The sequence below is a fragment of the Prescottella sp. D32 genome (assembly GCF_037287305.1).
GTDB lineage: Bacteria > Actinomycetota > Actinomycetes > Mycobacteriales > Mycobacteriaceae > Prescottella > Prescottella equi.
Window position 1 is genome coordinate 653,421 of sequence record NZ_JARBSW010000001.1, and the last position, 13,555, is coordinate 666,975.

The 13,555-nt window shown below is 68.5% G+C and carries 13 protein-coding genes; 9 read left to right on the plus strand and 4 right to left on the minus strand.

The features are described from left to right. Positions 1-28 precede the first annotated feature (28 nt). A complete protein-coding gene (locus tag PSS76_RS03065) occupies positions 29-766 on the plus strand; it encodes a TetR/AcrR family transcriptional regulator (protein WP_064058672.1) in 738 nt (245 codons plus the stop codon). Here the strand turns inward: PSS76_RS03065 and PSS76_RS03070 are convergent. Beyond that, positions 692-1,729 carry an adenylate/guanylate cyclase domain-containing protein gene (locus PSS76_RS03070; RefSeq protein WP_064076264.1) on the minus strand — a complete coding sequence of 346 codons (1,038 nt, stop codon included), beginning with the start codon at positions 1,727-1,729 and terminating at the stop codon, positions 692-694. The genes PSS76_RS03065 and PSS76_RS03070 overlap by 75 nt on opposite strands. Before the next feature lie 123 nt (positions 1,730-1,852). Here PSS76_RS03070 and PSS76_RS03075 point away from each other — a divergent pair, with 123 nt between their 5' ends. The 4 genes from PSS76_RS03075 (at position 1,853) to PSS76_RS03090 (ending at position 6,703) form a co-directional block, all read left to right on the plus strand. Beyond that, entirely contained in the window at positions 1,853-2,614 is a 762-nt protein-coding gene (locus PSS76_RS03075) for a DUF6319 family protein (RefSeq protein WP_084845945.1), read from the plus strand. Positions 2,615-2,798: 184 nt separating this feature from the next. Continuing rightward, positions 2,799-3,455 (plus strand): S1 family peptidase, encoded by a 657-nt coding sequence (locus tag PSS76_RS03080; RefSeq protein WP_041674861.1) that lies wholly within the window; start codon positions 2,799-2,801, stop codon positions 3,453-3,455. Between the two features lie 252 nt (positions 3,456-3,707). Then, the gene (locus PSS76_RS03085) at positions 3,708-5,354 is read left to right on the plus strand and encodes a class I adenylate-forming enzyme family protein (RefSeq protein WP_005517256.1); all 1,647 of its coding nucleotides are present in this window, start codon (positions 3,708-3,710) and stop codon (positions 5,352-5,354) included. Between the two features lie 47 nt (positions 5,355-5,401). Next, positions 5,402-6,703, plus strand: a complete 1,302-nt coding sequence (locus PSS76_RS03090) for an MFS transporter (protein ID WP_005517257.1) — start codon at positions 5,402-5,404, stop codon at positions 6,701-6,703. A gap of 19 nt (positions 6,704-6,722) precedes the next feature. Here PSS76_RS03090 and ilvD read toward each other — a convergent pair whose 3' ends face one another. Both ilvD and cynR read right to left on the minus strand, forming a co-directional pair. Further along, positions 6,723-8,444: a dihydroxy-acid dehydratase gene (ilvD, locus tag PSS76_RS03095; RefSeq protein ID WP_064058669.1), complete on the minus strand. Its 1,722-nt coding sequence runs from the start codon at positions 8,442-8,444 to the stop codon at positions 6,723-6,725. Positions 8,445-8,468: 24 nt separating this feature from the next. Continuing rightward, on the minus strand, positions 8,469-9,407 hold the full coding sequence (gene cynR / locus PSS76_RS03100) for a transcriptional regulator CynR (RefSeq protein ID WP_236733828.1): 939 nt from the start codon (positions 9,405-9,407) through the stop codon (positions 8,469-8,471). Between the two features lie 120 nt (positions 9,408-9,527). On the opposite strand from cynR, the gene PSS76_RS03105 reads away from it, so the two are divergent. The 3 genes from PSS76_RS03105 to PSS76_RS03115 are packed head-to-tail and all read left to right on the plus strand — an operon-like array spanning position 9,528 to position 11,103. Then, on the plus strand, positions 9,528-10,094 hold the full coding sequence (locus PSS76_RS03105; RefSeq protein WP_064058668.1) for a carbonic anhydrase: 567 nt from the start codon (positions 9,528-9,530) through the stop codon (positions 10,092-10,094). A gap of 34 nt (positions 10,095-10,128) precedes the next feature. Further along, a complete protein-coding gene (gene cynS / locus PSS76_RS03110) occupies positions 10,129-10,599 on the plus strand; it encodes a cyanase (protein WP_005517268.1) in 471 nt (156 codons plus the stop codon). Positions 10,600-10,635: 36 nt separating this feature from the next. Further along, on the plus strand, positions 10,636-11,103 hold the full coding sequence (locus tag PSS76_RS03115; protein ID WP_064058667.1) for a nucleoside deaminase: 468 nt from the start codon (positions 10,636-10,638) through the stop codon (positions 11,101-11,103). 18 nt (positions 11,104-11,121) lie between these two features. Here PSS76_RS03115 and PSS76_RS03120 read toward each other — a convergent pair whose 3' ends face one another. After that, on the minus strand, positions 11,122-12,735 hold the full coding sequence (locus PSS76_RS03120; RefSeq protein ID WP_064076260.1) for a flavin-containing monooxygenase: 1,614 nt from the start codon (positions 12,733-12,735) through the stop codon (positions 11,122-11,124). A 100-nt stretch (positions 12,736-12,835) separates the two neighbouring features. Here PSS76_RS03120 and PSS76_RS03125 point away from each other — a divergent pair, with 100 nt between their 5' ends. Next, positions 12,836-13,462: a TetR/AcrR family transcriptional regulator gene (locus PSS76_RS03125; protein ID WP_005517271.1), complete on the plus strand. Its 627-nt coding sequence runs from the start codon at positions 12,836-12,838 to the stop codon at positions 13,460-13,462. The last annotated feature ends 93 nt before the right edge of the window (positions 13,463-13,555 follow it).

A 13,555-nucleotide genomic window follows, 5' to 3' on the forward strand; every position in this document is an offset into this window, starting at 1 on the left:
CTGGTGGTTCCACAAAAGGTGGTGACGGATGGGTACGGACGACAGCGACGGGTCGGCGAGCGAACAGGACCCCAGGAAGGCGCGCTCGCGGGCGCGGTTGCTCGACGCGGCTACGACACTGCTCGTCAAGGGCGGCACCGAGGCGGTGACGATCGACGCGGTCACCAAACTCGCGAAGGTGGCGCGCGCGACGCTGTACCGGCATTTCGACAGTGGCACCGAACTGGTGGCCGCGGCGTTCGGGAAGCTCGTGGCGCCGGCCCCGGAGACCGCTGTCTCCGGTGGCCTGCGTGAACAACTCGTCGAACTGCTCACGGCGCAGGCACGGATGATCGAGGACGCTCCCATGCACATCACCGCGCTGTGCTGGCTCGGGATGGGCCCCGCGCTCGACGACTATTCGAGTGCGTCGGACCTCGAGGCGGGCGACCGGCCGGGGAAGAGCCGGCCCGAGCTCCGGTCGCTGCGCGAACACGTCGTCGTGCAGTATCGGGCGGCGTTCGACCGCGTGCTCGGCACCGACGAGGCCAGGGCTGCGCTGGGTGACTTCGACTACGACCTCGCCCTCGCACAGTTGGTCGGGCCGCTCGTCTTCACCCGGTTGGCGACGTTGGCGCCGCTCGGCCCCGATGCGTGCGTGCGGATCGTCGACGATTTCCTCGCGGCGCGGCAGGCCGGCCGGGCCCGAGACTCAGCGCTGGTCGCGGACGGGCCGCAGGGCGAAGGCGCGCAGCCGGGAGTAGCCGCGGACGCGGAGGGGACGTAGCGAGCGCAACTGGACCCCGTCGTCGTCCACCAGTGCCGCCGACAGTTCGGCGTCGACCAACACCGTTCCGGGACGGGCGGCGCTGGTCAGCCGCGCGGCGATGTTCACGGCCTCGCCGAACAGATCGCCGAAGCGGACGAGGACCGGACCGAGCGCCAGACCCACCCGCAGATCCGGCTGCTCCGGGTGCGTGCGCGCCGCTTCCTGGAGGCCGAGCGCGATCCGGGCCGCGTCGGACGCGTGTTCCGCCGCGAACATCACTTCGTCACCGACGTTCTTGATCACCCAACCGCCGCCCTGCGTGATGACCGACGTGGTCTGCGACTCGAAGTCCTCGAGCAGCGCACCGAGCTCGTCGACCCGGATCCTGCGCGTCAGGCTGGTGTAGCCGACCATGTCAGCGAACCCGACGACGAGGGTGCGGTGCGTGGTGTCCTCGCCGACGCTGCCCGCCCTGCGCGCTGTCGCGGCCGCGAGGTGCCGGCGCCATACGTACGACTGCAGTGCCTCGACCGTGGGCAGCAACCCCGAGGTGAGCGCTCCGACGGCGTCGCGCAGGGCACGCTCGCCGAGTGTGCCGGCATCGAGGTGGGTGGCGGCGAGCTCCTCGGCCAGATGCGAGTTGAGTACGGCGACCTGCCACTCCGCCAGTCGCGACATCGACTGACCGAGCGCCCGGGTGGCGGCGACTGCGGCGTCCTGGGCCAGGGCGCCGCTGTCGACGAAACCGACCAGACCCCGTAGTGCTGCAGCGTCGGCATCGGTGAACATCGCCGCGTCGGGGTCGGCATCGATGGCGAAACCCATCGACACCCAGAGGCGTTGCGCGCGTTCGAGGGGCACCCCGGCGATTTCGGCGACCTGTTCGCGGGTGTACCGGCGGGGGCCGCCCAGGAGGGTCTGCTCCACTTCCGACTGGATGAGGCCGAGCACAGTGGGATCGAGGTGCTCGGAGAGTTCCAACGCACGCCCCTTTCGTGATGGTCGCCCAAGAATGAACCACGACAGAGCGGGCCGCAACGACTGTCGGGTGCCTGTGGGAAGGTAGCGGTGCAAGCAGTCGTTCGGTACCAGGAGGACCCCATCATGCCGCCCCGCAGTCGTTCCGGAGCAGGCTCGGCAACGCCGGAACATCTCACCGCGGAGAACCTCGAGACGCTGGCAGCAGCCGTCGCCGAGGGCAAGCGCGCCACCGTGTACCTGCGCGAGGCCACCCCGAGCCTCGGTATCGAGGCCGGATGTTCGGCGAAAGTCGTTTCCGTGGAAGGGAACACGGTCGTCATCAGCCCCAAGGGGGTCAACGACGAGCTTCCGTTCGAAGCGGAGGAACTGCGCATGACCCGCAAGGCTCCGGAGCCGGTCAAGCCGACCCGGCCAGCGAAGGCCGCGGCTCCCGCGCCGAAGCCCGCGGCGGCCCCCACGCCCAAGCCGGCAGCGGCCCCCGCGCCCAAGCCCGCGGCCGCTCCCGCGCCGAAGCCCGCGTCGGCGCCCAAGCCTGCCCCCACACCTGCCGCGGTCACCGGCACGGCACCCCAGGCGCCACCGGCACCCGCGCCGCGTCGCGCGAAGAAGGCGCCGGCGGGTGTGAGTGTGACGATCCATGCCGGCGCCGAGAACGACTGGACGGTGACCGTGACGCACGGCGCGAAGCGCCCGGGGAAGGCCACGCCGGTCAGTCCCGACGCGGTCGATCGGGCGATGCGTGAACTCGGTGACGACGTTGCTCTCGAGGCGGTCCAATCGGTCATTTCCGCAGCACGAGAGGCTGCAGAGCAGCGAATTGCCGCATTGTCGAAGGAACTCGAGGACGCGCGCCGTGCGCTCGAAGCGCTGGGGTCGACCTCCTAGTCGGCGATTGGGTGACGATCGGATCAAGGCTGCCCGAGCACTGACGCTCGGGTGGGAAAGTTGCCGGTGAGTGTCCCGCCGACTCGAGCGTGGAAGCGTCCGGGGCGTGCAAGCAAGGGCTGACAGCAGGCATGTGGCGGTGATCGACCGATGGCACATTCGTAGCGCCAAGCGGGAGGGCAACATGCTCAAGCGACTTTCCTTGATCTTCGCAGCGTTGGCGGTGATCGCCGGCATGCTCGGCGTCGGCACCGCGACCGCGGCGCCACCCAGAGCGGTTCTGGGCGGCGGGTCCGGAATCGTGATCGACGAGATGTATCAGTGCACGCTCACGACGATCGGACACGACAACGCCGGCCGCCTGGTCGGCATCACGGCGGGCCACTGCGGCGAGGCGGGTTGGCCGGTGGTACCCGAGTCCGATCCGGACGCGGGTGTGGTGGGCAGGTTCGTCGTGTCGAACTCCGATTACGACTACGCGGTGATCGAGTTCGATCCCGCGAAGGTGACTCCGGTGAACACTATCGGTCAGGTCACGATCACCGATATCGGCAAGCCGGCGCAGTTCCCGGCCGTCGCATGCAAACAGGGCCGTACCACCGGGCACACGTGCGGAGTCGTCTACGGCGACGTGCTGCAGTCGCAGGAGACGTGGACCCAGTTGTGTGTCATCGAGGGTGATTCGGGATCCCCGGTCGTCGTCGGGACCACTCTGGTGGCGATGGTGAACGCGTATCTCGGGGTGGCGTGCCTCGGCCCGGAACTCGGCACCAACATGACCGCGATCATCGACAACATCAACGCGACAGGTGGCGTCGGGGCGGGATTCAGACCCATCTGACGCACCGCTGTCGCCTGCTTCACCGCCACGTGCCGGACCCGCGATCGGGTCCGGCACGTGGCATTTCGACGGGTATCCGGCGGTCCGGCGACGCTCTCCTCCCGGCTCCCACTTGACAGCAGATGTGTGACCCGTAACACTCGCTAACCATCGCCGACCGATCGATCGGTCGGTCGTTTGTCGGAAGAGTTCGGCCGGGCGAAGCCGTGGAACGTGCTGGCTCGGGTTCGCTGCTGGAAGGGAGCTGGTCTCATGCCCCACCCGTGGGTTGGTCTCTATCCGGAAGGCGTGGATCCGCAACCGCAACTTCGGTCGGAATCACTCGTCGACGCGTGGACGGCGCGCGTTGCCGCCGATCCGGACGGCGTCGCAGTGCGGTACTTCGACGGAACGCTCACTGCGCGGGAAATGGACGAGGAGTCGGACGCCCTCGCGGTGGGACTGCGGGACAGGGGGGTGCGTCGGGGTGACCGGGTCGGGATCTATCTCCAGAACATCCCGCAGTACGCGATCTCCATGCTGGCGCTGTGGAAGGTGGGGGCCGCGGCGCTGCTGCTCAACCCGATGTATCGGGGGCGGGAGCTGCGGCACCTCGTGGCCGACGCCGGAGCCGTGGGTGTCATCTGCGCCGACACCGTCGCGGCCGAGACGGCGGAGGCGTTGCAGGGCACGTCGGTCGACTGGTTCGTCACGACCTGCGACCTCGACTACCAGACCCGCAACGACCCGCGCGTGTTCGACGAGGCGGATCGGAGGCCGGGTGCGGTAGGCGAGGCCATGTCCGACGTGGTGGCGCGCCACCGCGGCGAGCGGCCGCCACGGCTCGAACTCGGCGGCGACGATCTCGCGATCGTCGCCTACACCTCGGGCACGACGGGTGCCCCGAAGGGCAGTCGCAACACGCACGCCAATGTCCTCGCGGTGGCGCGCACCTACGGCGATTTCGTCGGGCTCGCCGACGGCGACGTCGTGTTCGCAGTGGCGCCGCTCTTCCACATCACCGGCGCCGTGATCAACGCGGTGGTGGCGCTCGTACGCGAGTGTGCGCTCGTGTTCGCCAACCGGTTCCACCCCGAGGTCACCCTCGACGCCTTCGTCGAACACGGAGTGACGTTCACGATCGGCTCGATCACCGTCTTCAACGCCCTGTACCGGGCGCCCGGCGCGTCGGCCGAGCACTTCGCCTCGATCAAGACGTTGTATTCGGGCGGGGCGCCCATCCCGCCGGCCACGGTCCGCAAGTTCGAGGACCGATTCGGTCACTACATCCACAACGCGTTCGGGATGACGGAGACGTCGTCGGGGGTCGTCGCCGTTCCCCCGGGGGTCCGCGCCCCGGTGGACGCCGAGAGCGGATCGCTCGCGATCGGCATCCCGCTGCCCCTCGTCGAGGCGCGCATCGTGGACGAACGTGGCGACCAGGTGCCGACCGGGACGCCGGGGGAGTTGGAACTGGCAGGGCCGCAGATCATCTCGGGGTACCTCGGTCGGCCCGAAGACACGGCGAAGACCTTCCCGGGCGGCCGGCTCCGTACCGGTGACGTCGCGATCATGGACGCCGCCGGCTGGATCCATCTCGTGGACCGACTCAAGGACCAGATCAACGTCTCCGGTTACAAGGTGTGGCCGCGCGAGGTGGAGAGCGCGCTGCACGAGCACCCCGGCGTCTACGAGGCGGGCGTGACCGGCGAGCCCGACGACTACCAGGGTGAACGCGTGGTCGCCTTCGTCGCGCTCAATCCCGGTGTCGAGGTGGACGAAGCGGAACTCGTCGCCTTCGTCGGGGAGCGCCTGGCGGCCTACAAGAGGCCGCGGCGCGTCCACATCGTCGACGCCATCCCCAAGACCCTCACGGGAAAGATCCGGCGCACCGAACTGCGGACGCAGTCGGCGTCCTGAAACCCGTTATCCGACAATCGTGTCCATCGAAAAGGCTGGAGATATCCGTGGCATCTGAGGTCATCGAGAGGGATCGACTCCGGTCGACGTCCGGATCGGACATCCGGTCCAAGAAGAAGTCGCTCCTCGCGAGTGCGGTCGGCAACGTGCTGGAGTGGTACGAGTGGAGCGCCTACGCGGTTTTCGCCCCGTTCATCGCCGCGGTGGTGTTCGACAGCTCCAATCCGGTCTCCGCGCTGTTGTCGACGCTCGCGGTCTTCGCGGTCGGGTTCCTGATGCGGCCGCTCGGCGGCATCGTGTTCGGGCGGATCGCGGACCGCCGAGGACGCAAGTTCGTGCTCGTCACCACGATGCTGATGATGGCCGGCGGCAGCCTCGTCATCGGCATCATGCCGACCTACGACTCCGTCGGTATCTGGGCGTCCGTGATCCTGTTGGCCGCACGCATCACGCAGGGTTTCGCGCACGGCGGCGAGTCTGCGACGGCCTATTCGTACGTGAGCGAGATCGCGCCGCCGCATCGCCGTGGCATGTGGGGAAGCGTCGCCTTCATCGCCATCTTCGGTGGTTCCGCGCTCGCGTACTCGGTCGGCGGCGGGGTGACGTCGGTGCTGTCGAACGATGCGGTGGCCGAATGGGGTTGGCGGATCCCGTTCCTGATCGGTGCGCTGCTCGCGCTCGTCGCGCTGTACCTGCGCCGCAGCATGGAGGAGAGCGAGGTCTTCGACGCCCAGGCCGCCGACGAGGGACCGAGGATTCCTCGTGCCACGGTCGTGCGGGCGGTGCTGCTGATGATCGGTATGACGTCGGGAATCACTGCAGCGCACTACACCTGGACGTCGTACATCTCGACCTACGCGATCACGCAGAAGGACATGAACCCGGACACGGCGTACTGGATGCTCGTCGTCGCCCAGTTGATCGCGCTCGTCTCGCTGCCGTTCTGGGGGCTGCTCTCGGACCGGATCGGCCGGCGACCGATGCTCTTCGCGTTCGCCGGACTGATGTTCGTCCTGCAGTTTCCGCTCACGGCGATGATCACCTCCTCGGGTTGGACGCTGCTCGTCGCGACAACCACGGCGCTGCTCGTGGTGTCGATCCCGGCGTCGGTCCTCTCGGCGACCCTGTCCGAGAGCTTCCCCACGAAGCTGCGGACCCAGGCCATCGGCTTCGCGTACTCCATCTCGGTCGCGGTGTTCGGCGGATCCTCGCCCTACCTCAACCAGCTCCTGGTGGGGCAGGGCATCGGATGGGCGTTCAGCATCTACATCATGGTGCTGTGCGCCTTCACCGGAATCGCCTGCATGTTCATGCGGGAGACCAAGGGAATCCGTCTCGAGGACGCCTGATCCGTCGTCACCGGGGCAGCTATCCGCACACCGCGCCGCCGGAAGCGGATCCGACGAGCTTGGTGTACTTCGCCAGGACGCCGCGCGTGTAGCGCGGAGGCAGGGGCTCCCACCCGCTTCGGCGGGTGGCGAGCTCCTTCTCGTCCACCAGGAGATCGAGAACACCGTTCGCGACGTCGAGCCGGATCTTGTCGCCGTTCCGCACGAACGCGATGGGTCCGGCATCGACGGCTTCGGGGGCGACGTGGCCGACGCACAGTCCGGTGGTGCCGCCGGAGAAGCGGCCGTCGGTCAGCAGCAGCACATCCTTGCCCAGGCCGGCGCCCTTGATCGCGGCCGTGATGGCCAGCATCTCCCGCATTCCGGGTCCGCCCTTGGGGCCTTCGTAACGGATCACCACGACATCGCCCGCGGTGATGGTGCCGTCCTCGAGCGCGTCCATCGCGGCCCGCTCGCGGTCGAAAACCCTTGCCGTGCCTTCGAAGACGGACGAGTCGAATCCGGCGGACTTCACCACGGCCCCGCCCGGCGCGAGCGAGCCCTTCAGGATCGTGATGCCGCCGGTGGGATGGATCGGCGACGACAGCGCCCGCAGCACCTTGCCGTCCGGGTCGGGCGGTGCGATGTCCGCGAGGTTCTCGGCGAGGGTACGCCCGGTGACGGTGAGGCAGTCGCCGTGCAGCAGTCCGGCGTCGAGCAGGGATTTCATGATCACCGGGACGCCGCCGATGCGGTCGACGTCGATCATGACGTGCCGCCCGAACGGCTTGACGTCCGCGAGATGCGGGACACGCGCGCCGACGCGGGCGAAGTCGTCGAGCGTGAGCGACACTTCCGCCTCGTGCGCGATCGCGAGCAGGTGCAGCACCGCGTTGGTGGACCCGCCGAACGCCATGACGACGGCGATCGCGTTCTCGAACGCCTCCTTGGTGAGGATGTCCGACGTGGTGATGCCGCGGCGCAGCATCTCGACCACGGCCTGCCCGCTGCGCCGGGCATAGCCGTCGCGCCGCCGGTCGGTGGCCGGGGGAGCGGCGCTGCCGGGCAGCGACATTCCCAGGGCCTCCGCGGCGCACGCCATCGTGTTGGCGGTGTACATGCCGCCGCACGCCCCCTCGCCGGGGCAGATCGCGCGCTCGATCGCGTCGACGTCCTCGCGGCTCATCAGCCCGCGTGAGCACGCGCCGACCGCCTCGAAGGCATCGATGATCGTGACTTCCTTCTCGGTGCCGTCGGACAGTTTCGCGATGCCGGGCAGGATCGACCCGGCATACAGGAAGACGTTCGCGAGATTCAGACGCGCGGCCGCCATGAGCATCCCGGGCAGCGACTTGTCGCATCCGGCGAGCAGGACCGATCCGTCGAGGCGTTCGGCCTGCATCACGGTTTCGACGCTGTCCGCGATCACCTCGCGGGAGACGAGCGAGAAGTGCATGCCCTCGTGCCCCATCGAGATGCCGTCCGAGACGGAGATGGTGCCGAACTCGAGCGGGTAGCCGCCGGCCGCGAAGACGCCGTCCTTGCACGCCTCGGCGAGGCGGTCGAGCGACAGGTTGCACGGGGTGATCTCGTTCCACGACGACCCGATCCCGATCTGCGGCTTCTCCCAGTCGTCGTCGCCCATGCCGACCGCGCGGAGCATGCCGCGCGCGGCGGTCTTCTCGAGTCCGTCGGTGACGTCGCGGCTACGCGGCTTGATGTCCGGGCTGCCCTGTCCCGGGGTGTTCGACGAGGTGGTCACGGCGCTGCTCCCAACGATCGATCGTCACGGACGGCGTGCTTCGACGTCCATGTAACCACGGGCCGCGGGCGCTGGGGTGTAGCCGCGGACGCGGACGATGTCGTGGGTGAGCCGGGTGAACGCCCGGGCCGCGGCGCTGCGATAGGCCCCTCGTCGATCCAGGAGCGTGACCGTGCGGGCGGGCAGCGGAGGGTCGAGCGGAACGGGGACGAGGTGCGGGTGGTCGTGCGTGATCGCGTCCGGTAGGACGGTGGCCACCGATGTGCGTTGCACGATCTCGGTGAGCGCCTGGATGGTGTTGGCTTCGACTGTGATTCGAGGCTCGATCCGGTGTTCGGCGAAGTAGGCGTCGATGTGGCCACGGGTGGCGAAGTCGCCGCTGAGGAGCGCGAGTTGCTGTTCCTGGAGAGCCTGCACGGCTAGGGCTTTCGGCGGCTCCGGCGTTCGTGATCCGCCGACCACCAGGCTGAGGGTTTCCGTGAAGAGCGGTGTGGCGGTGATACCGGCCGGGTGTGCGCCCGCGAAGGCGACGCCGAGGTCGAGGTCGTCGGCGAGCAGTGCTGCCTCGATGCGGTCCTGAGTCGTCTCGGTGAGGGTCAGGCCGATGCCCGGGAAACGCGTGTGGAGTTCGGCGACGAGCGGGCCGATCAGGTAGGCGGTGAAGGTGGGGGTGACGCCCAGACGTAGGTGGCCGCGGGAAAGATCCTGGACGTCGTGAACCGCACGTTCGGCGGCGTCGAGGTCGCGTAGCGCGCGTCTGGCGTGCTCGGTGTAGACGGCGCCGGCGTCGGTGAGTTGCACGGTGCGGCCGGTGCGGTCGAGCAGTTGCACGCCGACTGCCCGCTCGAGTTGCCGGATCTGTTGGGAGAGCGTGGGCTGGGAGATGTGCAGGTCCTCGGCCGCGCGGGTGAAGTTGCCGCGTTCGGCGACGGCGATCAGGTAGCGCAGGCGGCGCAGTTCCAGGGCGGCCATGACCTTCACTATAGATGTGAGCAATCGATCTGATGGACAGCAAGTCTTGGACTCTATAGGTGCAGTTCGTGCACGGTGGATTACGTAACCCACCCACGAAGGACGTGACCCATGCAGGACCTCATCGAAGGAGTCGCTCATTTCCGGAAGGACGTCTTCCCGGCAAAGGCGGAACTCTTCGCTCATCTGGCCACCCACCACACGCCGCACACGCTGTTCATCGGCTGCTCCGACGCCCGCGTCGTTCCCGAACTGATCACCGGTACCGATCCGGGCGACCTGTTCGTCATCCGCACCGCCGGCAACCTGGTGCCCGCCTACACGCCCGAAGCCGACGGCGTGGCAGCGAGCATCGAGTACGCCGTCGCCGTACTGGGTGTGCGGGACATCGTCGTCTGCGGCCACTCGGCGTGCGGTGCCATGACCGCCATCGCTCGGAGCCACGACCTCAGCGCCGCGCCGGCCGTCGCCGCGTGGCTGCGGTACGCGGACGCCTCCCGGGCCCGCACCACCACCGCCGGTGACGTCGGAGCCCTCGTCCGCCAGAACGTCCGCGCACAACTCGCCAACTTGGCCACCCACCCGTCCGTGGCTCGCGCGCTGGAGGAGAAGAAAGTCGCCCTCCACGGGTGGGTTTTCGACATCGCGGCCGGCGAGGTCGCGGATGTGTCCGCCTGAAACCGTCCACCCCGAGAAGTAAGGAAATCCGATCATGATCCAGTCCCAGTTCGACCCCGCCGCCCGCCAGGCCGTCGCCGTCGCCGCTGTCGATGCCAAGACCCGCAAGGATCTGTCCTGGCAGCAGATCGCCGACGCCTCCGGCCTGTCCGTGGCCTTCACCACCGCGGCGGTGCTCGGCCAGCACGCGCTGCCGGAGAAGTCTGCCGTGGCCGTCGCCGAGTTGCTCGGCCTCGACGAGGACGCGGCAATGCTGCTGCAGTGTGTCCCGACCCGCGGTTCGATTCCCGGCGGTATCCCGACCGACCCCACCATCTACCGCTTCTACGAGATGCTCCAGGTGTACGGCACCACTCTCAAGGCTCTGGTCCACGAGCAGTTCGGCGACGGCATCATCTCCGCGATCAACTTCACCCTCGACGTGCAGAAGGTCGCGGACCCCGAGGGCGGCGAGCGCGCCGTCATCACCCTGAACGGTAAGTACCTGCCGACCAAGCCGTTCTGATTCCACAGCACCCCGATCCACCCCCGGAGGACATTCATGGACTTCGTCCAGCGCACCATCGACCTCGCCCGCCAGAACGTCACCGAGGGCGGCCGCCCGTTCGCGGCCGTCATCGTCAAGGACGGCGAGGTGCTCGCCGAGAGTCCCAACAGGGTCGCCCAGACCGGCGACCCCACCGCTCACGCCGAGATCCTCGCCATCCGCCAGGCCTGCACCGAACTGGGCACCGAGCACCTCACCGGCACCACCATCTACGTTCTCGCGCATCCGTGCCCGATGTGCCTGGGCTCGCTCTACTACTGCTCGCCCGACGAGGTCGTCTTCCTCACCACCCGCGACTCGTACGAGCCCTACTACGTCGACGACCGCAAGTACTTCGAACTCGCCACTTTCTACGACGAGTTCGCCAAGCCCTGGCAGGATCGTCGGCTGCCCATGCGCTACGAGGAGCGTGCCGACGCCGTCGACGTGTATCGCTCGTGGCAGGCCCGCAACGCCGGCTGACCCGGGCCGCCTCTCGGACTACGTCGTCGTGAACCCGCGGTAGCCGTCCGCCGCGATCTGGGTGCACAGGATCCGGTAGTTGCCGACACCGCCGAGGTACGGCATGAAGACGCGCGGCTTGCCGGGCACGTTGGCGCCCAGGTACCACGAGTCGGCCTGCTGGTAGATGCTGCCGGCGGCGATCGTCGTCAGGTGTTCGCCCCACTCGTCCTGTGCCTGCGTGGTCGCCTCGGCGAGCCGGGCGCCGCGTTCGCGCATGTGGTCGAGGTAGCCGACCACCCACTCGACGTGCTGCTCGATCGACACGACGACGTTCGACAGCACCGAGGGACTGCCGGGTCCGGTGATGACGAACAGGTTGGGGAACCCGGCCACCGCGACGCCGAGGTAGGTTCGCGGACCGTCCTGCCAGGTCTCGCGCAGGCCGGCGCCCTCCCGGCCGCGGATGTCGATCTCACCCAGGGCGCCGGTCAGGGCATCGAATCCGGTCGCGAAGACCAGCGCGTCGAGTTCGTGGATGCCGGTCTCGGTGCGGATGCCCTCCGGAACGATCTCCACGATCGGGTCGGACCGCAGGTCGACGAGTGCGACGTTGTCGCGGTTGTAGGTCTCGTAGTAATCGGTGCCGATGCAGACGCGCTTGGCACCCAGCGGATACCCCTTGGGGCACAGTGCTTCTGCCGTGTCCGGATCGGTGACGGTCTGGCGAATCTTGGACCGTACGAACTCCGCGGACGTCTCGTTCGCTGCGAGGTCGGTCATGACGTCGTCGAACGTGGTCTGGTAGGCGAGTCCGCCCACAGCCCACCGTGCCTCGTACTCCTTGATCCGGACCTCGGGGGCGGTCTGGAGTGCCGATCCCACGGGTGGCGGCAGGATCCAGCCGCCGTGCGACTCGCGCTGCAACTGACGCCGGGCCGGGTAGTCGGCCTTGATCGCGGCGAGTTCACCGGCGTCCAGCGGGCGGTTCCGGGCCGGGATCACGAATCCTGGTGTCCGTTGGAACACCGTCAGCCGGTCCGCCTGCTGCGCGATCAGCGGGATCGCCTGCACTCCGGACGACCCGGTTCCGATCACGCCGACCCGCCTGCCGGTGAAATCGACTCCCTCCGTGGGCCATTGCGCGGTGTGCAGGATCTCGCCCGCGAACGTGTCGAGGCCGTCGATCGCGGGCAGTCGGGCCGTCGACAACGCGCCGGTCGCCATGATCACCCAGCGCGCGGTGACGCTGCCGGCGTCCGAGTCGGTGCCGATCGCCCAGAGTTCCCCGTCCTCGTCGAAGTGCGCCGACGTGACGCGGGTGCCCAGCGTGATGTCCTCGCGTAGTCCGAAACGGTCGGCCACGTGTTCGAGGTAGCGCAGGATCTCGGGCTGCGTCGGATAGCGCTCGGTCCACTCCCATTCCTGCTGCAGTGCCTCGTCGAACGAGTAGGAGTAGTCGGCGCTGTCGACGTCGCACCGCGCGCCCGGGTAGCGGTTCCAGAACCAGGTGCCGCCCACGCCGTCGCCGGCCTCGAACAGTCGCACCGACATGCCGCGTCGGCGCAGGCTGTGCAGTGCGTACAGGCCGGCGAATCCGGCGCCCACGACGACGACGTCGTAGGTCGGTTCGGTGGAATCGTTGTTCGGCATGGGGGTGGACCTCGTTTCGTGGTGGGGTGAGCAGGGGTCAGTAGCATCGGTGCAGCAGTTGTCCCGCCGGCGCGGCGGGCGCGATGGGAGGCGTACGAGCGTGGGTGCAGGCGAGCAGGACCGGCCGGACAGGCCGACGTTGCCCGACCCCGCGGCATTGCCGAGGGGGCAGCGGGAGCGGCGTCAGCGCATCATCGATGCTGCCGGCGAACTGCTGGTCGCCGACGATTTCGAGCGAATCCAGATCCGCGACGTCGCAGAACGGTCGGGTGTCGCGCTGGGGACCGTCTACCGCTACTTCGCCTCCAAGGAGCAGTTGTACGCGGCCGTGCTGCTCGACTGGTCCGCCGCCGACCCGATCAAACACGGCGGTGCGCCGGATCCGGGGCTGCCGCCGGCCGAACGTATCCGGATTCGGCTGCACCACTCGGTCGACCGCTTCGAGGAGTTCCCCACGTACCTGCGCCTGCAGAACGTGCTGCGGCACTCGACCGATCCGGTCGTGTGCGCGCTGTTCGCGGAGTTCTCCGCGCAGGCTCTCGCGTCCTACAGAGAGCATCTGTTCGACCTGCCGGACGGCGACGCGGCGGACCTCGTCGCGATCGTGACCGCGGTGCTCACCCACGAAGTGATGCTCTTCGGCATGGGACGGCAGGACATAGGCGAGGTGCACCGCCTGCTCGACCGTACGGTCGACCTCGTCTTCGCGGCCGATACCGGGGCCTGATCCTTCCTGTCGTCCGCGGCCGTCCCGGCCCCGACCACTGCGAGAAATCAAGCCGTGCAGCAGCGTTGAGGGAGCCGCCCCCGCGGGTGTGAC

What these genes read in the sequence shown, in the direction of transcription:
- PSS76_RS03065 (WP_064058672.1), top strand. Translation starts at nt 29, where the DNA reads ATGGGTACGGACGACAGCGACGGGTCGGCGAGCGAACAGGACCCCAGG.
- PSS76_RS03075 (WP_084845945.1), top strand. Translation starts at nt 1,853, where the DNA reads ATGCCGCCCCGCAGTCGTTCCGGAGCAGGCTCGGCAACGCCGGAACAT.
- PSS76_RS03080 (WP_041674861.1), top strand. Translation starts at nt 2,799, where the DNA reads ATGCTCAAGCGACTTTCCTTGATCTTCGCAGCGTTGGCGGTGATCGCC.
- PSS76_RS03085 (WP_005517256.1), top strand. Translation starts at nt 3,708, where the DNA reads ATGCCCCACCCGTGGGTTGGTCTCTATCCGGAAGGCGTGGATCCGCAA.
- PSS76_RS03105 (WP_064058668.1), top strand. Translation starts at nt 9,528, where the DNA reads ATGCAGGACCTCATCGAAGGAGTCGCTCATTTCCGGAAGGACGTCTTC.
- cynS (WP_005517268.1), top strand. Translation starts at nt 10,129, where the DNA reads ATGATCCAGTCCCAGTTCGACCCCGCCGCCCGCCAGGCCGTCGCCGTC.
- PSS76_RS03115 (WP_064058667.1), top strand. Translation starts at nt 10,636, where the DNA reads ATGGACTTCGTCCAGCGCACCATCGACCTCGCCCGCCAGAACGTCACC.
- PSS76_RS03120 (WP_064076260.1), bottom strand. Translation starts at nt 12,735, where the DNA reads ATGCCGAACAACGATTCCACCGAACCGACCTACGACGTCGTCGTCGTG.